25 protein-coding genes are annotated in these 26,199 nt (G+C 66.9%); 17 read left to right on the forward strand and 8 right to left on the reverse strand.

Annotated elements, in window-relative coordinates:
• Positions 1–40: 40 nt before the first annotated feature.
• Positions 41–664, reverse strand: a complete 624-nt coding sequence (locus tag EV656_RS02155) for an SCO family protein (RefSeq protein ID WP_132598977.1) — start codon at positions 662–664, stop codon at positions 41–43.
• Positions 665–747: 83 nt separating this feature from the next.
• Between EV656_RS02155 and regB the strand changes: the two genes are divergently transcribed.
• The 12 genes from regB to EV656_RS02215 all read left to right on the forward strand — a co-directional run bounded on the left by regB (position 748) and on the right by EV656_RS02215 (position 16,391).
• Positions 748–2,142, forward strand: coding sequence for a sensor histidine kinase RegB (regB, locus tag EV656_RS02160; RefSeq protein WP_132598979.1), 1,395 nt, complete (start codon positions 748–750; stop codon positions 2,140–2,142).
• 116 nt (positions 2,143–2,258) lie between these two features.
• Positions 2,259–3,779, forward strand: a complete 1,521-nt coding sequence (locus EV656_RS02165) for a PAS-domain containing protein (RefSeq protein ID WP_165918920.1) — start codon at positions 2,259–2,261, stop codon at positions 3,777–3,779.
• 42 nt (positions 3,780–3,821) lie between these two features.
• Positions 3,822–4,322, forward strand: coding sequence for a tRNA (adenosine(37)-N6)-threonylcarbamoyltransferase complex ATPase subunit type 1 TsaE (gene tsaE, locus EV656_RS02170; RefSeq protein ID WP_132598983.1), 501 nt, complete (start codon positions 3,822–3,824; stop codon positions 4,320–4,322).
• Entirely contained in the window at positions 4,315–5,328 is a 1,014-nt protein-coding gene (locus EV656_RS02175) for an aminoglycoside phosphotransferase family protein (RefSeq protein ID WP_132598985.1), read from the forward strand. Before tsaE ends, EV656_RS02175 begins: the two co-directional genes overlap by 8 nt.
• Positions 5,310–6,002, forward strand: a complete 693-nt coding sequence (locus tag EV656_RS02180) for a nucleotidyltransferase family protein (RefSeq protein ID WP_132598987.1) — start codon at positions 5,310–5,312, stop codon at positions 6,000–6,002. Before EV656_RS02175 ends, EV656_RS02180 begins: the two co-directional genes overlap by 19 nt.
• Positions 5,995–8,934 carry a double-strand break repair protein AddB gene (addB, locus tag EV656_RS02185; RefSeq protein WP_132598989.1) on the forward strand — a complete coding sequence of 980 codons (2,940 nt, stop codon included), beginning with the start codon at positions 5,995–5,997 and terminating at the stop codon, positions 8,932–8,934. The genes EV656_RS02180 and addB overlap by 8 nt, the downstream gene beginning before the upstream one ends.
• Positions 8,931–12,308: a double-strand break repair helicase AddA gene (gene addA, locus EV656_RS02190; RefSeq protein ID WP_132598991.1), complete on the forward strand. Its 3,378-nt coding sequence runs from the start codon at positions 8,931–8,933 to the stop codon at positions 12,306–12,308. Before addB ends, addA begins: the two co-directional genes overlap by 4 nt.
• A gap of 60 nt (positions 12,309–12,368) precedes the next feature.
• Positions 12,369–12,689 (forward strand): thioredoxin, encoded by a 321-nt coding sequence (gene trxA, locus EV656_RS02195; RefSeq protein ID WP_132598993.1) that lies wholly within the window; start codon positions 12,369–12,371, stop codon positions 12,687–12,689.
• 116 nt (positions 12,690–12,805) lie between these two features.
• The gene (hslV, locus tag EV656_RS02200; protein ID WP_132598995.1) at positions 12,806–13,366 is read left to right on the forward strand and encodes an ATP-dependent protease subunit HslV; all 561 of its coding nucleotides are present in this window, start codon (positions 12,806–12,808) and stop codon (positions 13,364–13,366) included.
• On the forward strand, positions 13,363–13,953 hold the full coding sequence (locus EV656_RS02205) for an NYN domain-containing protein (RefSeq protein ID WP_132598997.1): 591 nt from the start codon (positions 13,363–13,365) through the stop codon (positions 13,951–13,953). The genes hslV and EV656_RS02205 overlap by 4 nt, the downstream gene beginning before the upstream one ends.
• Positions 13,950–15,260: an ATP-dependent protease ATPase subunit HslU gene (gene hslU, locus EV656_RS02210; RefSeq protein WP_132598999.1), complete on the forward strand. Its 1,311-nt coding sequence runs from the start codon at positions 13,950–13,952 to the stop codon at positions 15,258–15,260. Before EV656_RS02205 ends, hslU begins: the two co-directional genes overlap by 4 nt.
• A 27-nt stretch (positions 15,261–15,287) precedes the next feature.
• Positions 15,288–16,391: an alpha/beta hydrolase gene (locus EV656_RS02215; RefSeq protein WP_132599001.1), complete on the forward strand. Its 1,104-nt coding sequence runs from the start codon at positions 15,288–15,290 to the stop codon at positions 16,389–16,391.
• Here the strand turns inward: EV656_RS02215 and EV656_RS02220 are convergent.
• The 3 genes from EV656_RS02220 to EV656_RS02230 all read right to left on the reverse strand — a co-directional run bounded on the left by EV656_RS02220 (position 16,388) and on the right by EV656_RS02230 (position 18,678).
• A complete protein-coding gene (locus EV656_RS02220; RefSeq protein WP_341799017.1) occupies positions 16,388–16,852 on the reverse strand; it encodes a Smr/MutS family protein in 465 nt (154 codons plus the stop codon). The two genes, EV656_RS02215 and EV656_RS02220, sit on opposite strands and share 4 nt — an antisense overlap.
• A gap of 123 nt (positions 16,853–16,975) precedes the next feature.
• The gene (gene mltA, locus EV656_RS02225; protein WP_132599005.1) at positions 16,976–18,013 is read right to left on the reverse strand and encodes a murein transglycosylase A; all 1,038 of its coding nucleotides are present in this window, start codon (positions 18,011–18,013) and stop codon (positions 16,976–16,978) included.
• Entirely contained in the window at positions 18,010–18,678 is a 669-nt protein-coding gene (locus tag EV656_RS02230) for a Tim44/TimA family putative adaptor protein (RefSeq protein WP_132599007.1), read from the reverse strand. Before EV656_RS02230 ends, mltA begins: the two co-directional genes overlap by 4 nt.
• A gap of 107 nt (positions 18,679–18,785) precedes the next feature.
• Here EV656_RS02230 and EV656_RS02235 point away from each other — a divergent pair, with 107 nt between their 5' ends.
• A complete protein-coding gene (locus EV656_RS02235) occupies positions 18,786–19,274 on the forward strand; it encodes an FxsA family protein (RefSeq protein ID WP_132599009.1) in 489 nt (162 codons plus the stop codon).
• 57 nt (positions 19,275–19,331) lie between these two features.
• Positions 19,332–19,838: a protein-export chaperone SecB gene (gene secB / locus EV656_RS02240; protein ID WP_132599011.1), complete on the forward strand. Its 507-nt coding sequence runs from the start codon at positions 19,332–19,334 to the stop codon at positions 19,836–19,838.
• Between the two features lie 3 nt (positions 19,839–19,841).
• Here the strand turns inward: secB and dnaQ are convergent, their stop codons facing one another.
• From dnaQ to EV656_RS02260, 4 genes are read right to left on the reverse strand one after another with little or no spacing between them, the layout of a single operon-like run.
• The gene (gene dnaQ / locus EV656_RS02245) at positions 19,842–20,579 is read right to left on the reverse strand and encodes a DNA polymerase III subunit epsilon (protein WP_132599013.1); all 738 of its coding nucleotides are present in this window, start codon (positions 20,577–20,579) and stop codon (positions 19,842–19,844) included.
• On the reverse strand, positions 20,572–21,171 hold the full coding sequence (gene coaE / locus EV656_RS02250; RefSeq protein WP_132599015.1) for a dephospho-CoA kinase: 600 nt from the start codon (positions 21,169–21,171) through the stop codon (positions 20,572–20,574). Before coaE ends, dnaQ begins: the two co-directional genes overlap by 8 nt.
• On the reverse strand, positions 21,168–22,001 hold the full coding sequence (locus tag EV656_RS02255) for a shikimate dehydrogenase (protein WP_132599017.1): 834 nt from the start codon (positions 21,999–22,001) through the stop codon (positions 21,168–21,170). The genes coaE and EV656_RS02255 overlap by 4 nt, the downstream gene beginning before the upstream one ends.
• Complete coding sequence (locus tag EV656_RS02260) at positions 21,998–22,597, reverse strand: Maf family protein (protein ID WP_132599019.1); 600 nt, start codon at positions 22,595–22,597, stop codon at positions 21,998–22,000. The genes EV656_RS02255 and EV656_RS02260 overlap by 4 nt, the downstream gene beginning before the upstream one ends.
• Before the next feature lie 425 nt (positions 22,598–23,022).
• On the opposite strand from EV656_RS02260, the gene EV656_RS02265 reads away from it, so the two are divergent.
• The 3 genes from EV656_RS02265 to mnmE all read left to right on the forward strand — a co-directional run bounded on the left by EV656_RS02265 (position 23,023) and on the right by mnmE (position 26,190).
• Positions 23,023–23,484, forward strand: a complete 462-nt coding sequence (locus EV656_RS02265) for a CopD family protein (RefSeq protein WP_132599021.1) — start codon at positions 23,023–23,025, stop codon at positions 23,482–23,484.
• A gap of 120 nt (positions 23,485–23,604) precedes the next feature.
• Positions 23,605–24,876, forward strand: coding sequence for a transcription termination factor Rho (gene rho / locus EV656_RS02270; protein ID WP_132599023.1), 1,272 nt, complete (start codon positions 23,605–23,607; stop codon positions 24,874–24,876).
• 24 nt (positions 24,877–24,900) lie between these two features.
• The gene (gene mnmE / locus EV656_RS02275; RefSeq protein ID WP_132599025.1) at positions 24,901–26,190 is read left to right on the forward strand and encodes a tRNA uridine-5-carboxymethylaminomethyl(34) synthesis GTPase MnmE; all 1,290 of its coding nucleotides are present in this window, start codon (positions 24,901–24,903) and stop codon (positions 26,188–26,190) included.
• Positions 26,191–26,199: the final 9 nt, after the last annotated feature.

Consider the following 26,199-nt stretch of genomic DNA (forward strand, 5'->3'; position numbering starts at 1 on the left):
TTGCAGTATTAGGGTGTTACGCGCGGACGGTCAATTTACCTCATAGCGAATCGACGAAACATGCGATCCTGTCCGCCATGTCCGCGGGCGTGACGTCGCGCTTGAAGTGTTCGACAAACCCGATTTCCGGAAAAACCAGATAGCTCAGCGTGGAATGGTCGATGAGGTAGAATTCCTCTTCGGGGTCTTGCACGCTGTAAAACGTGCGATAGGCCCGGCTGGCGGCGGCCACCTGCTCGGGTGTGCCGGTCAGGCCGATCATGCGCGGATGCATGTATTCCGTGAACTGGGCCAGCAATTCCGGCGTGTCCCGCCCCGGATCGATAGAGATGAAGACCGGCGTCACGTCATAGCCCCGCTCATCCAGCAGATAGACGGCCTGCGCGTTGCGCGTGTTGTCCAGCGGGCAGACATCGGGGCAGAACGTATAGCCGAAATAGATCAGTGTCGGCCCGGTCACGATGTCCGCATCGGTCACCGTTTCCCCGGTTTCGCTGACCAGGGTAAAGGGGCCGCCGATCTGCGATCCGCCCAACGCCGTTTGATCCGTGCGGCATTGCGCGAAACGGTCGGGGGCCGGGGCGGGCGACCGGATCAGGTAGAGGGCGACGCCCCCGGCCAGTAGGGCCAACAGGGCGAGAACGGCAAAAAGGCTGCGTTTCATGGCATCGCTCCTGGCCGGGCTTTGCGCATTGATCGACCGAATGGCCCGGATTAACAAGGGAAAACCCTGCAAAAGGTGCCCACATGCCCAAAACTGCCGGCCTTCTGCCGCCGAAAGAGCGCAGCCACTGGATACGTCTGCGCACGCTGACGACGCTTCGCTGGGCGGCGGTCCTCGGCCAGCTGGGCGCCATCGCCGTGGCAGAGCTTTATTTTGGCTTCCGGCTGGAACTGGGGCTGTGCCTGCTGGTGGTCGCCGCAGCGGTGCTGGCCAATATCGTCGCCGCGGCGATCTATCCGGAAAACCGGCGCCTGTCGGAAACCGAAACGATGCTGACGCTGCTGTTCGACGTGACGCAGTTGGCGATCCTGCTGGGACTGACCGGGGGGCTGAACAACCCGTTCACCCTGCTGATCCTGACGCCGGTGACGATCTCTGCCACCGCGCTTGGGTCGCGTTCGACCCTGTTCCTGGCGCATGTGGCCTATGTCTTTGTCACGATCATCGCGTTCTATCACCTGCCGCTGGTCACCGCCGACGGGCAGGTTCTGGAACTGCCGGACCTGTTCCAGTTCGGGTTCTGGGTGGCCATCGTGATCGGGATTTCCTTCCTCAGCCTTTATGCCAGCCGGGTGACCTCGGAAATGAACAAGATGTCCGATGCGCTGCTGGCCACGCAGATGGCCCTGTCGCGCGAGCAAAAGCTGACCGACCTGGGCGGCGTGGTCGCGGCCTATGCGCATGAGCTGGGCACGCCTCTGGCCACGATCAAGCTGGTCAGTTCGGAACTGATGGAGGAGGTCGAGGACAAGCCCGACCTGCGCGACGACGTTGCCCTGATCCGCGATCAGGCCGACCGCTGCCGCGACATCCTGCGGTCGATGGGCCGGGCGGGCAAGGACGACCTGCACATGCACACCGCCCCGCTGGAGGCCGTGGTGAATGAGGCCGCGGACCCCCACCGCGACCGCGGCAAAGAGGTGATCTTTACCGCCGAACCCATCCACGGCGGCGCCGAGCGGATGCCGGTGATCCGCCGCCGCCCCGAGATCATCCACGGGCTGCGCAACCTGGTGCAGAACGCCGTCGATTTCGCCGAGGCCCGCGTCTGGGTCGTGGCGCAATGGTCCCCCGACGAAATCACCGTGCGCATCATGGATGACGGCCCCGGCTATCCGCCGCATCTGCTGGGCCGGATCGGCGACCCCTTCGTGCGCAAGCGCCGCCCCGGCGCGCCCCCGCAAAAGGAACGCCCGGAATACGAGGGCATGGGCCTGGGCCTGTTCATCGCCAAGACCCTGCTGGAACGCTCTGGCGCGCAGCTGAGCTTTGCCAACGGCACGGACCCGCTGCTGAGCGAGAGCGGCCGCAGCGAACGGCGCGGCGCCGTGGTCGAGGTCGCCTGGCCGATGGACCGGATCGCCCTGGCCCCAGAGGAGCAGGGCGCCCTGGGCGAAAACCGCCTGTTCGAGGCCTAACCGCCCCCGCAACTCTGCCAGAGGGCGAGTTTGCCTCACGCGATATAACCCTGGGTTAACCTGGGGTTAACCATTTCTCCGCCCAGATGACCCCACGATCTGGGTACGGGGACGGCATGGCATTCGACTGGAGTTTCGCACTGGTGCTGGCGGCGACATCGTTGGGGTCGGTTGTGGCGGCGCTGTTCCTGCTGCCCTTCCTGCCGGGCACGCGCCCGCCGCCCCCCACGCAGGAGGCACCGCAGGATGACAACCTGGTCTTCCTCTTCGACAACGAAACCCTGCTGGACGTCACCGCGCCCGGCCGCGCCTTTCTGGACGGGGCGGGCGGCGGCCTGTCCGATTGGCAGCGGTTATGCGCCCGGCTGGAACCGCGCTTTCCGGGGTTTCAGGACCGCCTGTCGCGGCTGGCCCAGACCGGCAGCATCGCCCTGACAGAGGCGGGCGGAACCGCGCAGCTTGCCGCGACGTGGATGCATGGCGTTGCCCGGATCACCCTGCACCTGGGCGGCAGCGATGGCGCGGCCCACGCCGACAGCGCGATGATGCACGAACTGACCAGCAACCGCGCGGTGATCGACGCCCTGCCGATCCCGGCCTGGCGCTGCGGGCCGGACGGCGCGATCGGCTGGGCCAACCGGGCCTATATCGACCTGATCCGCGAGGGCACGAACGGCCCCCTGACATGGCCCCTGCCCGCGCTGTTTCCCGAGGGGGCGGCCACGCCGCATCGTGTGCTGCGCGGCCCCGACGGGCAGGATCGCTGGTTCGATTGCTCCACCGCCGGGGTAGAGGGCGACGCAATCCATTTCGCCGTGCCCGCCGATGCGGCCGTGCGCGCGGAAACCACCCTGCAAAGCTTTATGCAGACGCTGACCAAGACATTCGCCGAACTGCCCATCGGCCTGGCGGTGTTCAACCGCACGCGCGAACTGGTCCTGTTCAACCCCGCCATGTCGGAACTGTTCAACCTGGACCCCGAATTCCTGATCGCGCGCCCGACCCTGCGCAACGTCCTGGACCGCCTGCGCGAAGACAGGATGATGCCCGAACCCAAGGATTATCGCGCCTGGCGGCAGGCAATCGAACGGCTGGAGCGCGATGCCGAAAACGGGATCTATGCCGATACCTGGACGCTGCCCTCGGGCGCGGTCTATCGGGTGACGGGGCGGCCTCACCCCGACGGCGCCGTGGCCTTCCTGTTCGAGGATATCAGCGCCGAGATGTCGCTGACCCGCCGTTTCCGCGGCGAGCTGGAAACCGGGCAGGCCGTTCTGGACACATTGGAAGAGGCCATCGCGGTCTTTTCCAATGGTGGCATGCTGACCCTGTCCAATTCCGCCTATGCGGCGCTGTGGGGGGATGACCCCACGCTGTTGATGGGCCCCGGCGACATCGCCGGGGCCACCGCGCAATGGCAGGCCCAGTGCCTGACGCTGGAGGATGCCGCCCATCCCCCCGACCTTGCCCGCCACATCCGGCAGCGCACGCGCTGGATCGGGGAACTGGTGCATTGCGACGGGCACCGCCTGGCGTGCCGCATCGCACCCATCGCGGGTGGGGCGGTTCTGGTCGGCTTTCGCCGCCTGGCGCGCAGCGCCCATCCCGCACCAGAGGTTTCCTTCGCCTCGGGGTGATCGGCCCTTGCGGGGGCGCGCGGGGGCGATAAAACTGCCCCCATGCCGCGCACCCTGTCCCTGACCCTGCCTACCGAGGATGCGACCCGGTCGCTGGCCTGCGGCCTGGCCGGGGTGCTGGGGCCGGGCGATACCGTGTTGCTGGCGGGGCCGATCGGCGCGGGCAAGACCGCCCTGGCCCGCGCCCTGATCCAGGCCGCGCAGGAAACCGCGGGCGCCGCGCCAGAGGACGTGCCCTCGCCCACCTTCACGCTGGTACAGACCTATGCAGCGGGCGATCTGGAGGTCTGGCACGCCGACCTTTACCGCCTGACCCACCCCGACGAAGTGCTGGAACTGGGCCTGGATGAGGCGTTTTCCACCGCCCTGTGCCTGATCGAATGGCCCGACCGGCTGGGCAGCCTGGCCCCGCACGGGGCGCTGACAATCACGCTGACCCCCGGTGAGGCCGAACAGACGCGCGAGGCGCGGTTCACCTTTGCCGATCCGGCCTGGGCCGCGCGCCTGGCCCCGGTCCTGTCGCAAGGGGCGCAGGATGGCTGAGCGGAACGCAGATGCCTTTCTGTCCGGCGCAGGCTGGGGCGCGGCACAGCGCGCGCCTTTGGCAGGCGATGCCTCCAACCGCCGATATGAACGGCTGACCGGCGGGCCGGATGGGGCGGGTGCGGTTCTGATGGACGCCCCCCCACAGCGTGGGGAGGACGTGCGCCCCTTTACCGCCATCGCGCGCCACCTGTCGGGGCTGGGCCTGTCGGCCCCCGCGATCCTGGCAGAGGATGCGGAAAACGGGTTCCTGCTGCTGGAGGATCTGGGCGACGCCCTGTTCGCCCGTGTGATCCCGCGCCACCCCGCGCTGGAACCGACGCTGTATGCCGCCGCCGTGGATCTGCTGGCCGATCTGCACCGCGCGCCGCCGCCCGGCATCCTGCCCGCCTATGACGCGGACCTGATGGCCGATCTGGCCTGCCTGCCGTTCGACTGGTATCTGCCCGCCCTGGGCCGTCCCGCCCCGGCCGGTGCGAAACAGGCCTTCGCCGCGGCGATCCGGGCGCAACTGGCCCGCCACGCGCCCCCCTCTGTGCTGGTGCTGCGCGACTATCACGCGGAAAACCTGATCTGGCTGCCCAGCCGGACCGGCACGGCCCGCGTGGGGCTGCTGGATTTTCAGGACGCGATGGTGGGCCACCCCGCCTATGATCTGGTCTCGCTGCTGGAGGATGCCCGCCGCGACGTGCCCCCGCCCCTGCAGGCGCACATGCTGGACCGCTACATCGCGGCCAGCGGCGCCGATGCGGGCGCGTTCCGCCGTGCCTATGCCCTGCTGGGCGCGCAGCGCAACCTGCGTATCCTGGGCGTCTTTGCCCGGCTGTGCCTGCGGGACGGCAAGCCCAGCTATCTGCCGCTGATGCCGCGCGTCTGGGGGCACTTGATGCACGATCTGTCCCACCCCGCGCTGGCCGGTCTGCGCAGCCTGGTGCTGCGCCACTTGCCCGAACCCACCCCTGCCCTTTGCCACCGGATCGCCCGCCGATGCAGCCCCAGGCCCTGATGCTGTTTGCCGCCGGGTTCGGCACGCGGATGGGGGATTTGACCCGCAGCCGCCCGAAACCGCTGATCCCGGTGGCCGGGCGGCCGCTGATCGATCACGCGCTGGACCTGTGCGACGCGGCAGGCGTGGGCCGTGTGGTGGTCAACACCCATTACCTGGCCGATCAGATCCACACCCACCTGTCCGGGCGGCCCGGCATCGCGATTTCGCACGAAGCGCCGGACATCCTGGATACCGGCGGCGGGCTGCGCCATGCCTTGCCCCTGCTGGGGGCAGGGCCGGTGTTTAGCCTGAACAGCGATGCGGTCTGGACCGGGCCGAACCCGCTGGATCAGTTGCGCGCGGAATGGGATGGCGCGCGGATGGACGGGCTGTTGCTGTTGGTGCCGCGGGACCGGGCGCGTGGGCATGGGGGGACAGGCGATTTCATCCCCGATGCGGCAGGGCGGCTGACGCGCGGCCCCGGCGCGGTCTATTCCGGGGCACAGATCCTGAAACCCGACCTGCTGGCCGATATCCGCGACAGTGCCTTTTCCCTGAACCGGCTGTGGGACAGCATGCTGGCCCAGGGGCGGCTATACGGTGTGCTGCACCGGGGCGGCTGGTGCGATGTGGGCCACCCCGGCGGCATCACCCAGGCAGAGGCCATGCTGGCAGAGGCCCGCGATGACTGACGCGCCCAAACTGTTCGGCCTGCCCCCCGGCGTGGATTTCCCCCGCGCCCTGCTGGACGGGCTGGCCGCGCATATGGAGGATGCGCCGCCCGAGGCCATGGCCCGGGTCGAGCTGTGGGTAAACACCCAGCGGATGCGCCGGCGCCTGCACGAACTGCTGGCCGAGGGGTCGCCGCGCCTGTGGCCGCGCATCCGGCTGATTACCGACCTGGCCCGGCACCCCGTGCTGGCCGATCTGCCCCCGCCCGTGCCGCCCCTGCGCCGCCGGCTGGAACTGGCGCAACTGGTCGCTGCGCTGCTGGACCGCGCGCCCGACCTGGCCCCGCGCAGCGCCCTGTTCGACCTGGCCGACAGCCTGGCCGCCCTGATGGATGAGATGCAGGCCGAGGGCGTGGCCCCGCAAACCCTGCACGATCTGGACGTGGGCAACCTGTCGGCCCACTGGGCGCGGGCGCGGGCCTTCGTCACGCTGGTAGAGGAATATCTGGGCCCCGAGATGGACCAGAACCCCGGCGCAGGCGCACGCCAACGGATCGCGGTTCAGCGTCTGGCCGCGCAGTGGCGCAGCGACCCGCCCGACCACCCGGTGATCGTGGCCGGATCGACCGGGTCGCGGGGGGCGACGGCGCTGTTCATGGCGGCGGTGGCGCGCCTGCCGCAGGGCGCGGTGGTGCTGCCCGGTTTCGATTTCGACATGCCCGCGCCGGTCTGGGCCGGGCTTAACGATGCGCTGGCCGCCGAGGATCACCCGCAATACCGCTTTCGCCGGATCATGGACATGCTGGACAGCGGCCCCGATGCGGTGCGCCCCTGGCCCGCCGCGCCCGCGCCCCCCAGCCGCGAACGGAACCGGCTGGTCTCGCTTGCGCTGCGGCCGGCGCCCGTCACCGATCAGTGGCTGCAAGAGGGGCCCGCCCTGCCGCCCCTGGCCCCCGCCACGCAAGACCTGACATTGGTCGAGGCGCCCTCACCCCGGGCTGAGGCCAGCGCCATCGCCCTGATCCTGCGCGAGGCGGTTGAAACCGGCACGCGCGCCGCGCTGATTACCCCCGACCGGATGCTGACCCGGCAGGTCACCGCCGCGCTGGACCGTTGGGGCATCCGCCCCGATGACAGCGCCGGGCTGCCGCTGCCGCTGTCCCCGCCGGGCCGGCTCCTGCGGCAGGTGGCGGCGCTGTTCGGACAGCCGCTGACCGTGGGCGCGCTGCTGGCGCTGCTGAAACATCCGCTGGCGGCCTCGGGCGGCGGGGCGCGCGGGCCGCACCTGTTGTGGACACGTGAACTGGAACTGCACCTGCGCCGCCATGGCCCGGCCTTTCCCGATGGGGCGGCGTTGCGCGACTGGGCCGGGGGCGGGCCGCAGGACGGGCGCGCGGACTGGGCCGACTGGCTGGCCGACACGCTGGACGGGCTGGACCGCGCTGGCACCGTGCCGCTGACCGCCCATGTCGCGCGGCACCTGTCGCTGACCGAACGGCTCGCCGCCGGGCCGGGCGGCGCGGACACCGGCGCGCTGTGGACCGGCACCGCCGGGGAACAGGCCCGCGCCGCCTGCGATGCCCTGATGGCCGAGGCTGCGGCAGGGGGTGAGATGTCGCCCGCCGACTATGCCGATCTGCTGCACAGCGTGTTGCAGGATGGCGAGGTGCGCGACGCCATCGCCCCCCATCCCGACGTCATGATCTGGGGCACGCTGGAGGCCCGCGTTCAGGGCGCCGATCTGGTGATCCTGGCCGGCTTGAACGAGGGCAGTTGGCCCGCCATGCCCGCCCCCGACCCCTGGCTGAACCGGCAGATGCGGGCGCAGGCCGGTCTGCTGCTGCCGGAACGTCAGATCGGGCTGGCCGCCCATGATTTTCAGCAGGCCATCGCCGCGCCCCGCGTGGTGCTGACCCGCGCGATCCGCGATGCCGAGGCGCAGACCGTTCCCGCCCGCTGGCTGAACCGGCTGACCAACCTGATGGCGGGCCTGCCCGGCCCCGGCGGCCCGGACGCATTGCAGGCGATGCGCGACCGCGGGCAGCGGTGGCTGGACATGGCCGCCGCGCTGGACCGGCCCGACCGTGCGGTGCCCCGCGCGCCCCGCCCCGCCCCGTGCCCGCCGGTTGCCGACCGGCCCGGCGGGCTGTCGGTCACCGGGGTGGAACGGCTGATCCGCGATCCCTACGCGGTCTATGCGCGCTACATCCTGCGCCTGCGCCCGCTGGACCCACTAGAGCAAGAGGCCGACGCCCCCCTGCGCGGCACCATCCTGCACAAGGTGCTAGAGGCGTTCCTGGACCAACCGATCGAGCCCGACCCCGCGCAGGCCCAGGCCCGGCTGATGGCGCTGACCGATGCGGTGTTGCAGGACCACGCCCCCTGGCCCGCCGCGCGGGTGTTGTGGCGCGCCCGCATGGCCCGCGCCGCGCCAGATTTCATCGCCGGGGAAATCGCGCGGCAGGCGCAGGCCCGGTGCCTGGCGCGCGAGCGCGACGGGCGGGTCACGCTGCCCGACGGCTTTACCCTGTCGGCGCAGGCCGACCGGATCGATCAGCGCGGCGATGGCGGCCTGGTGGTCTATGACTACAAGACCGGCACGCCCCCGACCCTGAAAACGATGGAACTGTTCGACAAGCAATTGCTGCTGGAGGCCTGCATCGCCGAACGCGGCGGGTTTCAGGACATCGCCGCCGCGCCGGTGGATCATGTCGCCTATATCGGGCTGGGCAATCCGCCGAAAACGGTCATGAACCCGCTGGAAAACGACCTGACCACCCAGACCTGGGACGATCTGGTGCGCCTGGTCGCCCGTTATGGGGATCGCGAGCAGGGCTATACCGCCCGCGCCCGCGTGCAGCGGCGCGAGGACGTGACCGATTACGACCTGCTGTCGCGCCATGGCGAGTGGGATGAAACCGACGCGCCCGAACCGCAGGAGGTCGGGGAATGAAACGCGATCCGGCCAGCGAACGGCAGGTGCAGGCCGCCGATCCCGGCAATTCGACCTGGCTGGGGGCGAATGCGGGGTCCGGCAAGACGCGGGTGCTGACCGACCGGGTGGCCCGGCTGTTGCTGGACGGGGTGGCGCCCCAGCGCATCCTGTGCCTGACCTATACCAAGGCCGCCGCCAGCGAGATGCAGAACCGCCTGTTCCAGCGGCTGGGCGGATGGGCCATGCTGGACGATGCGGCGCTGCGGGACGAGTTGCACAAGCTGGGGTTGGACGGCGCCATCGCCCCCGACACCCTGCGCGAGGCGCGGCGCCTGTTTGCCCGTGCGATCGAAACGCCGGGCGGGCTGAAGATCCAGACGATCCACTCTTTCTGCGCGGGGCTGCTGCGGCGCTTTCCGCTGGAATCGGGGGTGTCGCCGCAGTTCACGGAAATGGACGACCGCGCCGCCAAACGCCTGCGCGCCGATATCGTTCAGGACATCGCCGACGGCCCGGATCGCGACGCACTGGCCGGGCTGGCGGCGCTTTATACCGGGGCGGATCTGGACGCGCTGACCGGGGAAATCGTGCGCCACCGCGACGCGATCCCCCTGCCCCCGGATGCCGATGCGATCTGGTCCAGCCTGGGCCTGCCACGCGGCATGGACGCAGCCGCGATCCTGCGCGGCGTGTTCACCGCCGATGTGGCGCCCCTGATGGCGCGGGTGATCCCGGCCTTACAGGCCGGATCGACCAATGACCACAAGGCCGCGGCGAAACTGGCCCCGCTGGATTTCACCGCCCCCGACATGGCCACACTGGCGGCGCTGGAGGGGCCGTTGCTGTTCGCCTCTGGCGCCAAGGCCGGGCAGGCCAAGATCGGCAGCTTCCCCACCAAGGACACGCGCACAGCCCTTGGCCCCGATCTGCCCGCGCTGGAGGATCTGATGCAGCGCGTCGAAACCGCCCGCACGCAGCGGCTGGCACTGGCCGCGGCAGAACGCACGCTGGCGCTGCACAGGTTCGCCGCGGCCTTCTTGCCGCGTTATGCGGCGCGCAAACAGGCCCTTGGCTGGCTGGATTTCGACGACCTGATCCTGCGCGCCCGCGACCTGCTGACCGATCCGGGCGTCGCGCAATGGGTACTGTTCCGGCTGGACGGCGGGCTGGACCATATCCTGGTGGACGAGGCGCAGGATACCAGCCCCCCGCAATGGGCGGTGATCGAGTTGCTGGCGCAGGAATTCACCGCCGGTCAGGGCGCGCGCGCGGATGTTGAACGCACGATCTTTGTCGTGGGCGACAAGAAACAGTCGATCTATTCGTTTCAGGGGGCCGATCCGGGCGGGTTCGACCGGATGAAGGATCTGTTCGCCGACCGGCTGGGCGCCATCGGCCGGGACTTGAACGCACTGAGCCTGGAATATTCCTTCCGCTCGGCCCCGGCGATCCTGTCGCTGGTCGACGAAACCTTTCCCCCCGGGGCGCGCGACGGGCTGGACCCGCAGATGACGCACCGCGCCTTTCACGCGGATCTGCCGGGGCGGGTGGATCTGTGGCCGCTGATCGAAAAGACGCCCGATCCCGATCCCGGCCATTGGGCCGACCCGGTGGACAGCCGCGCCGATACCCATCACAGCGTGCAACTGGCCCGCCGGGTGGCCGGGGAAATCCGCGCGATGATCGACCGGGGCGAAACCCTGGCGCGCAAGGATCGCGACGGCCAACTGATCCGCCGCAGGGTAAGCGAAGGCGACATCCTGATCCTGGTGCAGCGCCGATCTGCCCTGTTTCACGAGATCATCCGCGCCTGCAAATCCGAGGGGCTGGAGGTCGCCGGCGCCGACCGGCTGAAGATCGGCGGCGAACTGGCGGTGCGCGACCTGACCGCGCTGCTGTCCTGGCTGGCCCTGCCAGAGGATGACCTGTCGCTGGCCTGCGCGCTGCGCTCGCCCTTGTTCGGCTGGGATGAGGGCACGCTGTACCGGCTGGCGGCGAAACGGTCCGAACGCCACCTGGCCCAGGCCCTGCGCAACGCCGAATGGGCCTGCGCCGATACGGTGGCAATCCTGGACGATCTGCGGGGAGAGGCGGATTTCCTGCGGCCCTACGAAATGCTGGATCGTATCCTGACCCGCCATGACGGGCGGCGGCGGCTGGTGGCGCGCCTGGGCGAAGAGGCCGAAGACGGGATCGACGCGCTGCTGTCCCAGGCGCTGGCCTATGAACGGCTAGAGGTGCCCTCGCTGACCGGGTTCCTGGCCTGGATCGCCCGCGAAGAGGTCGAAATAAAACGCCAGCTGGATTCCGGCGGTGACCGGCTGCGGGTGATGACGGTGCATGGCGCCAAGGGGCTGGAGGCGCCCATCGTCATCCTGCCCGACACCGCCAAGCGCGACATCCGCATCCGGGACGAATTGTATGACCTGCCCGGCCTGGGCATGGCGTGGAAGACGCCCTCGGACGCCCGCCCGCCCGCGCTGGAGGCTGCGCACCAGACCCGCGTCGCGCGTGAACGCCAGGAACGCGCGCGGCTGTTATACGTTGCCATGACGCGGGCGGAACAATGGCTGATCGTGGCGGCCGCGGGCGAACTGTCGAAAGAGGACGACGACTGGTACAGCCAGGTGCAGGCCGGGATGGGCCGCTGCGGTGCGGGCGGGCACGATTTCGCCTTTGGCCGCGGGCTGCGGCTGGAACAGGGCGATTGGGATGGCCCCGCGCAGGCCACGGACACCACCGCCCCGCAGCGACCGGCCCCCCTGCCCGGCTGGGCGCGCGCCCCGGCCCCCACACCTGCCCGGCCACCCGCGCTGCTGAGCCCGTCCGATCTGGGCGGCGCCAAGGTGCTGGCGGGTGAGTCCGACGGGCTGGCCGCCGAGGCCGCGATGGCGCGGGGCACCTGGCTGCACCTGCTGCTGGAACACCTGCCCGGCACCGACCCGGCAGACCGTCCCGCGCTGGCCCGCGCCCTGCTGGCCGCCTGCGACCCGCCCGCACCAGAGGCCCAGCACGCCCCCCTGCTGGCAGAGGCGACCGCCCTGCTGGACGATCCCGCGCTGACCCATGTCTTTGCCCCTGGCACCCTGGCCGAGGTGGACCTGCACGCCCCCATCGCCGGGCGCACCTTGCGCGGCACGGTGGACCGGCTGATCGTGGATGCGGACCGGGTGCTGGCGGTGGACTTCAAGACCAACGCCCTGGTCCCCGACACCCCCGCCGATTGCCCCGAGGGCCTGTTGCGGCAGATGGGGGCCTATGCCGCCGCGCTGGCGCAGGTTTATAGGGGCCGAGAGATCGAAACCGCGATCCTATGGACACGGACCGGGCGGCTGATGACGATCCCGTGCACCCTGGGGGCCGAGGCGCTGGCCCGGGCAGCCCTGCCTTGACGGGGCGGGGCACGCTACTTACCTTCCGGCATCGAATTCAGGTTCCCAAGGAGAGACCAGATGGCAACCCAAGCCGTGAGCGACGACACCTTCGACGCCGAGGTGCGCAATTCCGACATCCCCGTCGTCGTCGATTTCTGGGCCGAGTGGTGCGGCCCCTGCAAGCAGATCGGCCCGGCACTGGAAGAGCTGTCGGACGAACTGGCGGGCAAGGTCAAGATCGTCAAGGTCAACGTGGACGAGAACCCCTCCAGCCCCGCCCAGATGGGCGTGCGCGGCATCCCGGCGCTGTTCATGTTCAAGGACGGTCAGGTGGTTTCCAGCAAGATCGGCGCCGCGCCCAAGGCCGCGCTGCAAAGCTGGATCGAGGAATCGATCTGATCCGCCTGTCACAAGACTGAGACAAAGGGGCGCCATCGGCGCCCCTTTTTGTTGCGCGCCTTGTGGGGCAGCATTCGCTGCATATATCGGCCCGGACGGATATCAGGGGGACCCACATGGCGGAAAACGACTTTCCCGGCTGGCACGGCACCACGATCATCGGCGTGAAACGCGGCGATCAGGTGGTCATCGCAGGTGACGGACAGGTCAGCCTGGGCAACACCGTCATCAAGGGCACCGCGCGCAAGGTGCGGCGCCTGTCGCCCGGCGGCTATGACGTGGTGGCGGGGTTCGCCGGGTCCACCGCGGATGCCTTTACCCTGCTGGAGCGGCTGGAGGCCAAGCTGGAGGCCATGCCCGGCCAGTTGCAGCGCGCCGCCGTGGACCTGGCCAAGGACTGGCGCACCGACAAGTACCTGCAAAAGCTGGAGGCGATGCTGATCGTCAGCGACGGCGCGGAGCTGTATGTGATCACCGGCGCGGGCGACGTGCTCGCCCCGGAACATGACGTGGCCGCCATCGGGTCGGGCGGCAATTTCGCCCTGGCCGCGGCGCGCGGGCTGATGGAGAAGACCGAGCTGTCGGCCGAAGAGATCGCACGAAAGGCGATGGCGATCGCGGCCGATATCTGCGTCTACACGAACGGCAACCTGACGGTGGAGACGATTTCGAAATGACAAAAGTCCATATTATTTGGGACAACTCAAACATACTCTGGTCAGGCCGTGACTACTGTAAGAGGCGCGAGTGGCGGGAAGCGCAGTTCAGGATCTATTTCCCAAATCTGATTGATCTTGCTGCAGACGGTCGTCCCGTTGAGCAAGTGTTCTGCGTGGGCTCTGTTCCGCCTCGGTCCGATCCTGTTTGGGGGCATATAGAAGCAATTACAGGGCGGAAACCCGAAACGTATGAGCGAGGCGCACAATCCGGAAAAGAACAGGCAGTCGACCAAGCACTTCAGACACGTATGCTTCGGCTTGGGTACGATTATCCACCCGAAACGCTTGTTCTTCTGACGGGCGATGGCAAAGGTGCCGACGAAGGAGTTGGTTTCTTTGCAGATGCGCAGAGACTTCACAAAATCGGTTGGAGCGTAGAGGTGGTGGCTTGGCGTGACAACTGTGCACGTCAAATGCGGGAGTGGACAGAAGAGAATGGCGTATTTGTTGACCTTGGGGACTTCTACACAGAGGTAACATTTCTTGAAGGCGGCGACCGAAACGCGAGCGTACTCGATCTGACCAAGAGGCCCAGAGCAAAATGACCGACCTCACCCCCCGCGAAATCGTATCCGAGCTGGACCGTTTCATCATCGGGCAGGCGGATGCCAAGCGCGCCGTGGCCGTGGCCCTGCGCAACCGCTGGCGGCGCAAGCAATTGCCCGACGACCTGCGCGAAGAGGTATACCCCAAGAACATCCTGATGATCGGCCCCACCGGCGTCGGCAAAACCGAGATTTCCCGCCGGCTGGCGAAACTGGCCCGCGCCCCCTTTATCAAGGTCGAGGCGACCAAGTTCACCGAGGTCGGCTATGTCGGCCGTGACGTGGAACAGATCATCCGCGACCTGGTCGAGGCCGCGATAAACCAGACCCGCGATTACATGCGCGAAGAGGTCAAGGCCGCCGCGCACCAGGCCGCCGAGGATCGCGTGATCGAGGCCATCGCCGGAACGGATGCGCGCGAACAGACGCGCGAGATGTTCCGGACCAAGCTGAAGAAGGGCGAGCTGGACGACAAGGTGATCGAGCTGGAGCTGACCGATACGTCCAACCCCATGCCGATGATGGAAATCCCGGGCATGCCGCCGGGCCAGCAGGGCGGGATGATGAATCTGGGCGATCTGTTCGGCAAGGCGTTCGGCGGCCGGACGATCAAGAAGAAGCTGACCGTCGCCGACAGCTATGACGTTCTGATCGAGGAAGAGGCCGACAAGCTGCTGGACGACGAGGCGGTGACGCGCACGGCGCTGGACTCGGTTCAGGAAAACGGCATCGTCTTTCTGGACGAGATCGACAAGGTTTGCGCCCGCAGCGATGCCCGCGGCGGCGAGGTCAGCCGCGAGGGCGTGCAGCGCGACCTGCTGCCCCTGATCGAGGGCACGACCGTATCCACGAAATACGGCCCGGTGAAAACCGACCATATCCTGTTCATCGCAAGCGGCGCCTTTCACATCGCCAAGCCGTCCAACCTGCTGCCCGAATTGCAGGGCCGCCTGCCGATCCGGGTGGAACTGCGTGGCCTGACAGAGGCCGATTTCGTCCGCATCCTGGCCGAAACCGACAACGCCCTGACCCGGCAATATACCGCGCTGATGGGCACCGAAACGGTCAACGTCACCTTTACCGAGGACGGGATCGCCGCCCTGGCCCGCATCGCCGCGCAGGTCAACGAAAGCGTCGAAAACATTGGCGCGCGGCGTCTTTACACGGTGATGGAGCGGGTTTTCGAGGAACTCAGCTTTACCGCGCCGGATCGGGGCGGCGAGGCAGTTGAAGTGAACGCGGATTTCGTCGAAAAGAATCTGGGGGAACTGACGCGTTCGGCCGACATGACGCGCTATATCCTCTGATCCTGGGGTTCCCATCGGGGGCGTGCCGTGCGCCGCGTGTTCTTGGTTCTGATCGTGGTGGCGCTGGCCGCCTGTGCCCCGCGGGGCGGTATCGTCGTCGTGCCCGCGGCCGCGCCAGAGGCCGACCTGCACACGGTCTTCATGGCGACCACCCGCACCCCGACCGAAAGCGTCGATTTCTCGAACGAGCGGAACCCCGACCTGACCTTTGGCGCCTATACGGTCGCGATTCCGCCGGATCGGCAGCCCGGCACCGTGCGCTATCCACGGGCCAACCCCGACCTGCGCGAGGAATTCGTAACCGTTTCGGCCGATCTGTACGACGCGCCGCGCGCCTTTACCGCCGCGCTGTCGCGCGAGTTGCGGCAACGCCCCCCCGGCAAGCGGGGCGTGGTGGTGTTCGTACACGGATTCAACACGAATTTTGCCGAAGGGCTGTATCGCACCGCGCAGCTGACCCACGATTTCGGCATCGAAAGCGTGCCGCTGCATTATTCTTGGCCCAGTTCGGCCAATCCCCTTGGCTATGCCCATGACCGCGACAGCACCCTGTTCGCCCGGTCCGGTTTTGCCAGCTATCTGGACAGCGTTATTGCCGCCGGTCCCGAAGAGGTGTTGATCGTCGCGCATTCCATGGGATCGCTGCTGACGATGGAAACCCTGCGCACCATGTCGCTGGAACGGCCCGGCCGTGTCGCGCGGGATATCGACGGGCTGGTGCTGTTTTCCCCCGACATCGATATTCAGGTGTTCCGCAGCCAGGTTCGCGATATCGCCCGGATGCCGCGCGACGTGATCGTATTCACGTCAAAGCGGGACCGGGCGCTGCAACTGTCGGCGCGGCTGTCGGGGGATCAGCGGCGGTTGGGCAATGTCGGCGATATCGACGACGTGGCCGACCTGGACATCACGATCCTGGACGTGACCGAATTTTCGCGCGGTTTGGGGCATTTCACGCCCGGCACCTCGCCGGAACTGATCCGCGTGCTGTCCAACATCCCCAGCCTAGAACGCGCCCTGAACGAGGGCGCGCAGGTCAATCCCGGCCTGCTGCCCGGCACGGTGCTGACCGTTCAGAACGCAACCGCGGTCATCCTGTCGCCGCTGACCGCCCTGTCCGCACAGCCCTAACCCTGGCGCGGCTTGCGCAGATAGACATACAACGCGCCCTCGCCCCCGTGGCGTCGGTGGGCGGGCGCCGTTTGCAGCACCGCAGCGGACAGGGGCGCCTGGGTCAGCCAATGGGGCACTTGCCTGCGCAGCACGCCGCGTCGTTCGGGGATCGGGCCGTCATCGTCCCCCGACCTGCCCTTGCCGGTAATGACCAGCACCAGCCGCCGCCCCTGGCCCTGGCTGGACAGGATGAACCGGGTCAGCGCCGGGTGCGCCTGCGCCAGGGTCATGCCGTGCAGGTCGATGCGGGCCTCGGGCTTCAGCTTGCCGCCTTTCAGCCGGGTATAGGCCCGCCGGTCCATACGCACGGGCGGATCTGAGGGCGCGGTCCTGGGCTGGGTATCCTGCGCGCGCGCCCCAATGGTAAAGGGCGCAAGCGGCGGCGGCGCCGGCAGATCTGCCGGCGGGTCGTCGGGCATGGGGGCGGTTTTCTGGGGTTTGGCCTTGGGGCGGCGCGGGTGCAATGGCTGCACCTGCCGGGCGACATGGTCCCACAAGGCCCGCTCTTCGGGGGACAGGGTTTTGCGCCGCCGGGCCATGGATCAGCCCGCCCCGGTCAGGGCCAGCGCGCGGTCGATCGGCAGCAGCACAACCATTCGCCCGCGGTCGCGTACGGCGCCCGCAACCCGCCCGGCGGCCTCTCCCGTGCCATAAAAGATGTCCGCCCGCTGCGGCCCCTTGATCGCCGATCCGGTATCCTGCGCCACCATCAGCCGGTGCAGGGGCGTGCCGCCGCCCTTTTCGATCCAGACGGGGGCGCCAAGGGGGGTAAAGGCCGGGTCGACCGCCACCGTGCGCATCGCCGTGATGGACCGGTTCATCGCCCCCAACGGTCCCTTATCGGCGGGCACGTTGCCGATTTCGCGGAAAAACACGTAGGACGGATTGTGCCACAACAAGTCCTGCCCGGCCTGCGGGTTCCGCCGCACCCAGGACCGGATCACCTGCGCCGACACCTGATGCGGCCGGTAAATTCCCCGGCGCACCAGTTCCTGCCCGACGGAACGGTAATCATGCCCGTTCTTGCCGCCATAGCCGACGCGCAGCGCGCTGCCATCGCGCAGGCGGATACGGCCCGACCCCTGCACCTGTAGAAAGAACAGCTCCACCGGATCTTCCAGCCAGGCGATTTCCAGGCCCCTGCCCTTTAGCAGGCCCTGTTCCTCGATCTCGCGGCGAGTGTGCCAGCGGGTGCCGGGGCGCAATTCTGGCGGCTTGCGGTAAATCGGATAGCGAAAGCGGGCATCGGGACGGCGCGCGCCCTGCAACTCGGGCTCATAATAACCAGTGAACAGCGCCGGTGTTCCGCTGCCGACCAGGACCGGGCGGAACAGCAATTCAAAGAACTGGCGCGCGCTGCTGTTATCCTGCTGGCTGGCCAGCGCACAGACCGATTTCCATTCGGGCGCATCAAGGTCCGGGCAGGTTTCGCGAAAAACCGAAAGGGCCGCCCCGTGATCGTCGGCGGCCCACCCCTTCAGATCCTCGAAGGACAGCAATCGCACCGGCTGGTCGGCATGTGCCCCTGCCCCGCCCATCGCGAGCCCAAGACAGAGCGCGGCAACCAGCCTGCGGCTCATTCGCCGGTGGCGACCAGTTGCCAGTTCGGATCGTCCACGCCCATACGGCGGGCAAAGGTCCAGACATCGCGCTGGCGGCGGATCTGGTCGGGGTTGCCCTCGATCACGTCGCCGGCCTTGTTGCGCACGACCGAGATCAGCTCGCCCACGAATTTCACGGTCAGCTCTGCCTCGCCGGTTTCCCGGTCGTAGGTGGCATCCTTCAGCACAACCTCGCGCACGCCGACGAAACTGGCGTCGACCGTCAGGCCCTGATCCTCGCGCAGCTTCACAACCTCGGCAAAGCTGTCGCGGATATCGGGCGCGAGGAAGGGGTTCACCTCGTCCAGTGTGCCCTTTTCAAAGGCCATCAGGATCATCTCATACGCACCGCGCGCGCCGTGCAGAAACTCACCCACGGCAAAGCCCGGCTCGGCCAGCTTCATCGCGGCCAGGGCCTTGGCGGCCTCGCTGCCATCGGGGACGTGATCGGTGATGTCGGTATCCACCCCGCCTTCGATGACCTCGAACCCGTGCCGGTCGCTGTTCCGGCGGGCGGCGGGATCGGGCATCGAAACGGGCGGCTTTTCAAAACCCTCGCGCGTGCCCAGGACAGAACGCAGGCGCAGGATCAGGAACACCGCGATCCCGGCAAGAACCAGAAGCTGGATGATGGCAGAACTCATTGGAACCTCGCGCCGCGCCATTGGGTTTGTATCGGATCGTCACCGCACATATGTAAGGCAGGGCCGGGGTCAAGTCTACCGGCCCTGCCCGGCGAAAGAGGTTTCCCATGTGGCTTTTCCTGTTGCTTCTGGCGACACCGCTGATTGAAATCGCACTGTTCATCCAGGTTGGCGGGGTGATCGGCCTGTGGTCGACGCTGGCCATTGTGGTGCTGACCGCGGCCCTGGGCACGATGATGCTGCGCCAGCAGGGCGCACGGGCCATGGACCAGTTGCGCCGATCCTTTCAGGAACTGCGCGATCCGGCGGAACCGTTGGCCCATGGCGCGATGATCCTGTTTTCCGGCGCGCTGTTGCTGACGCCGGGCTTTTTCACCGATGCCATCGGGTTTGCCCTGTTGATCCCGGCTGTGCGCGCCGCGGCCTATCGCTGGCTGTCGCGCCGGATGGTGGTGCAGACGGCAACCTTTACCAGCACGGGCGCCGGGCCGCGCCGCCCCGATCCGCATGGCCCCGACATCATCGAGGGCGACTTTGAGGAACTGGACCGCACCCGGCCGCGCAATGACGGGCCCTCGGGCTGGACACAGCATTGAGGGCTGTCGGCCAAGATGCTAAAGCAACGCCCGACGCAACCCCGGCAGGAGCATGCCATGAGCGAGACCGAACCCAAGGGCGCCGCTGAACAGCAATCGCAGGTAAAGCTGCGCATCGTCACCCAGTTCATTCGCGACCTTTCCTTTGAAAACATCGCCGCGCAGAAGAACCTGCAGGGCGACGTGACCCCGGAACTGGCCGTCGAAATCGGAATGGACGTGCGCAAGCGCCCGACCGACGATCAGTACGAGATCGTGAACAAGTACAAGGTGTCGTCCAAGAACAAGGCCGACGGCACCCCCATCTTTCTGCTGGAAGTGGATTACGCCGGCATCTTCCACGTCGAGAACGTGCCCGAAGATCAGCTGCACCCCTTCTTGCTGATCGAATGCCCGCGCATGCTGTTCCCCTATGTACGCCGCATCGTGTCGGACATGACCCGCGACGGCGGCTTCCCGCCCGTCAACCTGGAGCCGGTGGATTTCGTCGCCCTGTACCGCCAGGAAATCCTGCGCCGCGCCCAACAACAACAGCAGCAGCAACAGCCCTCGGGCAACGTCTAGCGCTCAGTCGAACTCGCTCCACAGCGCGCTGTCGCCCATGCCCTGAACAAAGGCGGCGTGGGCGGCGGCCTCGTCCTGTGTGATGCGCGGGGGCAGGGGGTTGGGCCGTGGACGCGGGCGCCACTCGGGTTCGCCCCCGGCGGCTGATGTGCCGCCGCCATGCCCGCCGGTTGCCAGCGCGAAATCGGGCTGTCGACCGCCGATCAGTTCCAGATAGACCTCGGCCAAGATTTCCGAGTCCAGCAACGCCCCGTGCTTGTCCCGGGCAGAGTTGTCCACCCCGAACCGGCGGCACAGCGCATCCAGCGTCGCGGGCGAACCGGGGAATTTCTGCCGGGCCATGGCCAGCGTGTCGGTCGCCTGTTGCATCGGCAGTTGCGGCAACCCCACCCAGGACAGTTCCGCGTTCAGAAATTTCATGTCGAAACTGGCGTTGTGGATCACCAGCCGCGCATCGGTGACAAAATCCAGAAACGATTGCGCCACGGCGCGAAAGACCGGCTTGTCCTTCAGCGTGACCTCACCGGGTTTCGGCGGACGCGGGGCGGGCAGCAGGTCGGGGCCGATGCCATGCACGCCGAACGCCTCTTCGGGCATGTCGCGTTCGGGGTTGATATAGACGTGATAGGTCTTGCCGGTGGGCAGGTGGTTCCACAGCTCCAGCGCGCCGATTTCCACGATACGGTGGCCCTCGGACGGCTCAAATCCTGTGGTTTCCGTATCCAGAACGATTTCACGCATTTTCTGCCCTCAGCTTGTCGACCAAGGCTTGCACCGCGGCGCGGGTCTGTTCAAGGGACCGGGTTTCAATCACGAAATCGGCGCGCGCGCGCTTTTCCGCATCCGGCATCTGCTTGGCCAGTATCGCGTCGAACTGGGCCGCTGTCATGCCGGGGCGGGCCAGGACGCGGGCGCGCTGATCCTGTGCCGGGGCGGTGACAACCAGAACCGCATCCATCTCATCCTGCGCGCCGGTTTCAAAGAGCAGGGGAATATCCAGCACGATCAGCGGGGTATCGGGATGGGCGGCGATGAAATCGGCCCGGTCGCGGGCGACCAGGGGATGCACCACAGCCTCGATCCGCGCCAGGGCGTCGGGATCGCGGGCGATCCACTCTTTCAGCGCGGCGCGATCAACGGCCCCATCCTGTACGGCATCGGGGCATAGCGCGGCGATTTCGGGCACCGCCGCACCGTCGGGGGCGTACATCCGGTGCACAGCCGCGTCCGCATCCCAGACCGGCACGCCCAGGTCACGGAAAAACCCGGCGGTGGTGGACTTACCCATGCCGATGGACCCGGTCAGCCCCAGCAGAAAGGGCCGCGCGGTCATTCCCCCAGAACCACCGCGCGGGCGGCTGCATCCACCTCTGGCCGCAGACCGAACCAGCGTTCGAACCCGGGCGCGGCCTGGTGCAGCAACATGCCCAGACCGTCCACGGTGACACAGCCCCGCGCGCGGGCCTCTTTCAACAGGGCGGTTTCCAACGGCGCGTAGACGATATCGGTCACCACCGCGTCCGGGGACAGCCCGTCCAGCGGCACGCGGAATTCCGGTTTTCCAACCATCCCCAGCGAGGTTGTATTTACCACGGTCGCCGCGCCCTCGATCATGTTGCCGGCCTGAACCCAGTCATAGACGACAATCTTGGGGCCGAACTCGGCGCGCAGCGCCTCGGCCCGGGCGCGGGTGCGGTTGGACAGGCGGATTTCGCGCACGCCCTGTTCGGCCAGCGCGGACACCACCGCGCGCGCCGCACCACCCGCACCCAGAACAGCCGCAGGTCCGGCCGCCGGATCCCAGCCCGGCGCGCCCTGGCGCAGGTTGTCGGTGAACCCGACGCCATCGGTATTATCGGCATGCACCTTGCCGTCGGCGCGAAAGATCAGCGTATTCGCGGCCCCGATCAGCGCGGCGCGATCCGATACCAGATCGGCCAGGCCCAGCACCGCCTCTTTGTGCGGAATCGTCACATTCAGCCCCACGAAACCCATCCGGGGCAGGGTGGCCAGCGCATCGCGCAGGTCGTCACGCGATACATCCATGGGGATGTAATATCCCGCGATGCCATAGCGTTTCAGCCAATGACCATGCAGGGCAGGGGATTTGGAATGGGCGACCGGCGATCCGATCACGCCGGCCAGCGGTATCCTGTCTGTCATGCCTCCAGCACTCCGCGTGTTGTCAGAAAGGTCAGCAGCGGCAACAAGGGCAGGCCCAGCACGTCGAAATAGTCGCCCTCGATCGCGGAAAACAGGCGAACGCCTTCTTCCTCCAGCTTGTAGGCACCGACGGCCTGGCGCACGCTGTCCCAGTTTCGTTCCAGGTAATGATCCAGGAATGTATCTGAAAACGGCCGCATCGTCAGCGTTACCCGCCCGACATGCCGCCAGAGCGGTTGCAGATCGTCGTAGATCACCACCGCGGACAGCAGTTCGTGTTTACCGCCGCGCAGGCGGCGCAGTTGCGCGCGGGCCTCTTCCACCGTTTCGGGTTTGGCCAGGATTGCGCCCCGATGGGCCAACACCTGATCGCACCCGATCACCAGGGCCTGCGGGTCTTTTTCGGCAACGCGCTGCGCCTTGAAGGCGGCCAGCGCCTCGGCAATCTCTTCGGGTGTGGCGTTTTCCGCCTGCATGCCGTTTCGGATCGCGTCCTCATCCACGCGGGCAGGTATCACGTCGAAATCCAGATGCGCCTGTTGCAGCAGATGCCGCCGGATCGGCGAGCCCGAGGCCAGGACGATACGTTGACTCATGTCGGGACAACCCTGTGGACAGGACGATGACAAACCGGGGATGAAATGGAACAAACCCGACCTTTACTGCCGGGGTGCCGGGCACGCGACAAAAAGTCAAGCCAAGCCCCGGATTCCACCCCAAGGGACAAGTGAACCGCATCGCTGTGAACGACTCGCCCCCAGACCGAGTCGTTCAGTTTTACCCACAGAGTGTTAAGAACAAAAATCCTTGTAAAATATTGATTATATTATGATAATTTAGGTAGCGGGCGATCTTGACGAAGTTTTCACCAGATTGATCCACAGGCGCCCAGCCCGTGTGCAGAACGCTGGATAACCCGATAATCCCCACTATCCACAGGCCCTACCAAAACATCATCTCTTTTCTTTTCTTTTTATTTTTTCATAGAAGAGCAGGACATTGCCCAAGAGCGAGGCCCCCGATGTTCGATCCGATCCTAGATTTCCTGGCCGCGGCCTATCCCTGGACGAAATCCCTGCACATCATCGCGGTTCTGACCTGGATGGCCGGGCTGTTCTATCTGCCGCGCATCTTCGTCTATCACGTCGAGCGGGTAGAGGTCGGGGACAAGACCGACGAGATCTTTCAGGTGATGGAGATGAAGCTGTACCGCTACATCATGAACCCGTCGCTGATCGCGGTCTGGATCTTTGGGCTGATGCTGGTCTTTACGCCCGGCATCGTCGATTGGTTCACCATCTGGCCCTATACCAAGGGCGCGGCGATCATCGCGATGACCTGGTTCCATATGTGGCTGGGCCTGCGCCGCAAGGAATTCATCGCCGGAACCAACACGCGCAGCGGCAAGGCCTATCGCATGATGAACGAGCTGCCGACGCTGCTGATGCTGGTCATCGTGTTTTCCGTGATCTTCAAGTTCTGAGCGATTGACACGACTCGGCCCCGCGATTATTCAGCGGGGTCAACGCGGGCCGTCCGGCCCGCGATTTCCCTGTTCATGCCAGGCCGCGCCATTCCTGCGCCCCCGTTCGCAAAGCATCCCATGATACAAGACAGCCTGAACCTCGCCGATCTCAAGGCGAAAAGCCCCAAGGACCTCCTCGCCATGGCTGAGGAGTTGGAGATCGAGAACGCCTCGACCATGCGTAAGGGCGACATGATGTTCGCCATCCTGAAAGAGCGCGCCGAAGATGGCTGGGAGGTTGCCGGCGACGGCGTGCTTGAGGTCTTGCAAGACGGGTTCGGGTTCCTGCGCTCGCCCGAGGCCAACTATCTGCCGGGCCCCGACGATATCTACGTCTCGCCCGACATGATCCGCCAGCATTCCCTGCGCACCGGCGACACGGTCGAGGGCGTGATGCATGCCCCGCGCGAGAATGAGCGTTACTTCGCGATCACCAAGGTCACCGCGATCAATTTCCAGGAACCGGAAAAGGCGCGGCACAAGATCAACTTCGATAACCTGACGCCGCTTTACCCCGATGAGCGGCTGAAGATGGAAATCGAGGATCCGACGATCAAGGACCGTTCGGCCCGGATCATCGACCTGGTCGCCCCGATCGGCAAGGGCCAGCGCGCCCTGATCGTGGCGCCGCCGCGCACGGGTAAGACCGTGCTGCTGCAAAACATCGCCCATTCGATCGAGACCAACCACCCGGAATGCTATCTGATCGTCCTGCTGATCGACGAGCGCCCCGAAGAGGTGACCGACATGCAGCGCTCGGTGAAGGGGGAGGTGATTTCCTCGACCTTCGACGAACCGGCGACGCGGCACGTTGCGGTGTCGGAAATGGTCATCGAAAAGGCCAAGCGCCTGGTCGAACACAAGCGCGACGTTGTGATCCTGCTGGACTCGATCACCCGTCTGGGCCGGGCCTATAACACGGTGGTTCCGTCCTCGGGCAAGGTGCTGACCGGCGGTGTGGACGCCAACGCCCTGCAACGGCCCAAACGGTTCTTTGGCGCCGCGCGGAACATCGAAGAGGGCGGTTCGCTGACCATCATCGCCACCGCCCTGATCGACACCGGCAGCCGGATGGACGAGGTGATTTTCGAGGAATTCAAGGGTACCGGGAACAGCGAAATCGTGCTGGACCGCAAGGTCGCGGACAAGCGTGTATTCCCGGCGATGGACATCCTGAAATCCGGCACCCGGAAAGAGGATCTGCTGGTCGACAAGGGCGATCTGCAAAAGACCTTTGTTCTGCGTCGCATCCTGAACCCGATGGGGACGACCGACGCGATCGAGTTCCTGATTTCCAAGCTGAAACAGACCAAGACGAATTCCGAGTTCTTCGATTCCATGAACACCTGAGGCGCCCGCGCCCGAGGATGAGCGGTGGACACGATCTTTGCCCTTGCCACGGCGCGCGGGAAGGCTGGCGTCGCCGTTATCCGCCTGTCCGGGTCGCGCGCGGCTGAGGCCGGGCAGGCGCTGGCCGGCGGTTTGCCCACGCCGCGCGCTGCGGGGCTGCGCCGCCTGACCGATCCTGACGGTGTGTTGCTGGACGAGGCGCTGGTTCTGCGTTTTGAAAAAGGCGCCAGTTTCACCGGCGAAGAGGTGGTGGAACTGCATTGTCACGGCAGCCCGGCCACCGTCGCCGCAGTTCTGGACGTACTGGGCCGGATGCCGGGCCTGCGCCTGGCCGAACCGGGCGAATTCACCCGCCGCGCGCTGGAAAACGGCGTTCTGGACCTGGCTCAGGTCGAGGGTTTGGGCGATCTGCTGGAGGCAGAGACAGAAGCACAGCGGCGACAGGCGCTGCGCGTTCTGTCCGGCGCCCTGGGCGTGCGGGCGGAAAGCTGGCGCACGCGCCTGATCCGCGCCGCGGCGTTGCTGGAGGCCACAATAGATTTCGCCGACGAAGAGGTGCCCGTGGACGTAACGCCCGAGGTCGGCACCCTGTTGGATGGGGTATCCGGGGAACTGTCCGGGGAAATCGATGGCGTCGCCGTGGCCGAACGCATCCGCGAGGGGTTCGAGGTTGCCATTGTCGGGCCGCCCAACGCGGGGAAATCTACGCTGCTCAACCATTTGGCGGGACGAGAGGCGGCGATTACCTCGGAACACGCGGGCACCACGCGGGATGTGATCGAGGTGCGGATGGACCTGCATGGCCTGCCGGTCACGATTCTGGACACCGCCGGGCTGCGCGACAGCGTGGATGCGGTGGAAACCATCGGCATTACGCGCGCCATCGAACGGGCGCAGGCGGCGGATTTGCGGGTGTTCCTGCTGGATGAGCGTGGTGAAACCCAGGGGTTGCGGCCCGGCCCGGATGACATCGTGGTGCATGGCAAGGCCGATCTGGGCGGCGCGTCCGGTCTGGCGGTGTCGGGCAAGACGGGGCAGGGGGTTGCGGAACTGGTGGCGCGCATTACCTCGGTTCTGGAAACACGGGCCGCACGGGCAGAGACAGCGACGCGGCAACGCCATCGACAAGCTATGATCGGCGCGCGGGCGGCTATCGGGGACGCGCAGAATCAGCTATCGCTGGGGATGGAGGCCGCGGAACTGGCGGCCGAGGATCTGCGCCGGGCGATCCGGGGGCTGGATTCCCTAGTGGGCCGCGTCGATGTCGAGCATGTGCTGGACGAGATATTCGCAAGCTTCTGCCTGGGCAAATGAGGATTGTTT

The sequence above is a fragment of the Rhodovulum adriaticum genome, from assembly GCF_004345735.1.
GTDB classification, from domain to species: domain Bacteria; phylum Pseudomonadota; class Alphaproteobacteria; order Rhodobacterales; family Rhodobacteraceae; genus Rhodovulum; species Rhodovulum adriaticum.

Bases quoted from the DNA above. Each gene is read 5' to 3' on its own strand.
- EV656_RS02155 (WP_132598977.1), bottom strand. From the start codon at position 664: ATGAAACGCAGCCTTTTTGCCGTTCTCGCCCTGTTGGCCCTACTGGCC.
- regB (WP_132598979.1), top strand. From the start codon at position 748: ATGCCCAAAACTGCCGGCCTTCTGCCGCCGAAAGAGCGCAGCCACTGG.
- EV656_RS02165 (WP_165918920.1), top strand. From the start codon at position 2,259: ATGGCATTCGACTGGAGTTTCGCACTGGTGCTGGCGGCGACATCGTTG.
- tsaE (WP_132598983.1), top strand. From the start codon at position 3,822: ATGCCGCGCACCCTGTCCCTGACCCTGCCTACCGAGGATGCGACCCGG.
- EV656_RS02175 (WP_132598985.1), top strand. From the start codon at position 4,315: ATGGCTGAGCGGAACGCAGATGCCTTTCTGTCCGGCGCAGGCTGGGGC.
- EV656_RS02180 (WP_132598987.1), top strand. From the start codon at position 5,310: ATGCAGCCCCAGGCCCTGATGCTGTTTGCCGCCGGGTTCGGCACGCGG.
- addB (WP_132598989.1), top strand. From the start codon at position 5,995: ATGACTGACGCGCCCAAACTGTTCGGCCTGCCCCCCGGCGTGGATTTC.
- addA (WP_132598991.1), top strand. From the start codon at position 8,931: ATGAAACGCGATCCGGCCAGCGAACGGCAGGTGCAGGCCGCCGATCCC.
- trxA (WP_132598993.1), top strand. From the start codon at position 12,369: ATGGCAACCCAAGCCGTGAGCGACGACACCTTCGACGCCGAGGTGCGC.
- hslV (WP_132598995.1), top strand. From the start codon at position 12,806: ATGGCGGAAAACGACTTTCCCGGCTGGCACGGCACCACGATCATCGGC.
- EV656_RS02205 (WP_132598997.1), top strand. From the start codon at position 13,363: ATGACAAAAGTCCATATTATTTGGGACAACTCAAACATACTCTGGTCA.
- hslU (WP_132598999.1), top strand. From the start codon at position 13,950: ATGACCGACCTCACCCCCCGCGAAATCGTATCCGAGCTGGACCGTTTC.
- EV656_RS02220 (WP_341799017.1), bottom strand. From the start codon at position 16,852: ATGCCCGACGACCCGCCGGCAGATCTGCCGGCGCCGCCGCCGCTTGCG.
- mltA (WP_132599005.1), bottom strand. From the start codon at position 18,013: ATGAGCCGCAGGCTGGTTGCCGCGCTCTGTCTTGGGCTCGCGATGGGC.
- EV656_RS02230 (WP_132599007.1), bottom strand. From the start codon at position 18,678: ATGAGTTCTGCCATCATCCAGCTTCTGGTTCTTGCCGGGATCGCGGTG.
- EV656_RS02235 (WP_132599009.1), top strand. From the start codon at position 18,786: ATGTGGCTTTTCCTGTTGCTTCTGGCGACACCGCTGATTGAAATCGCA.
- secB (WP_132599011.1), top strand. From the start codon at position 19,332: ATGAGCGAGACCGAACCCAAGGGCGCCGCTGAACAGCAATCGCAGGTA.
- dnaQ (WP_132599013.1), bottom strand. From the start codon at position 20,579: ATGCGTGAAATCGTTCTGGATACGGAAACCACAGGATTTGAGCCGTCC.
- coaE (WP_132599015.1), bottom strand. From the start codon at position 21,171: ATGACCGCGCGGCCCTTTCTGCTGGGGCTGACCGGGTCCATCGGCATG.
- EV656_RS02255 (WP_132599017.1), bottom strand. From the start codon at position 22,001: ATGACAGACAGGATACCGCTGGCCGGCGTGATCGGATCGCCGGTCGCC.
- EV656_RS02260 (WP_132599019.1), bottom strand. From the start codon at position 22,597: ATGAGTCAACGTATCGTCCTGGCCTCGGGCTCGCCGATCCGGCGGCAT.
- EV656_RS02265 (WP_132599021.1), top strand. From the start codon at position 23,023: ATGTTCGATCCGATCCTAGATTTCCTGGCCGCGGCCTATCCCTGGACG.
- rho (WP_132599023.1), top strand. From the start codon at position 23,605: ATGATACAAGACAGCCTGAACCTCGCCGATCTCAAGGCGAAAAGCCCC.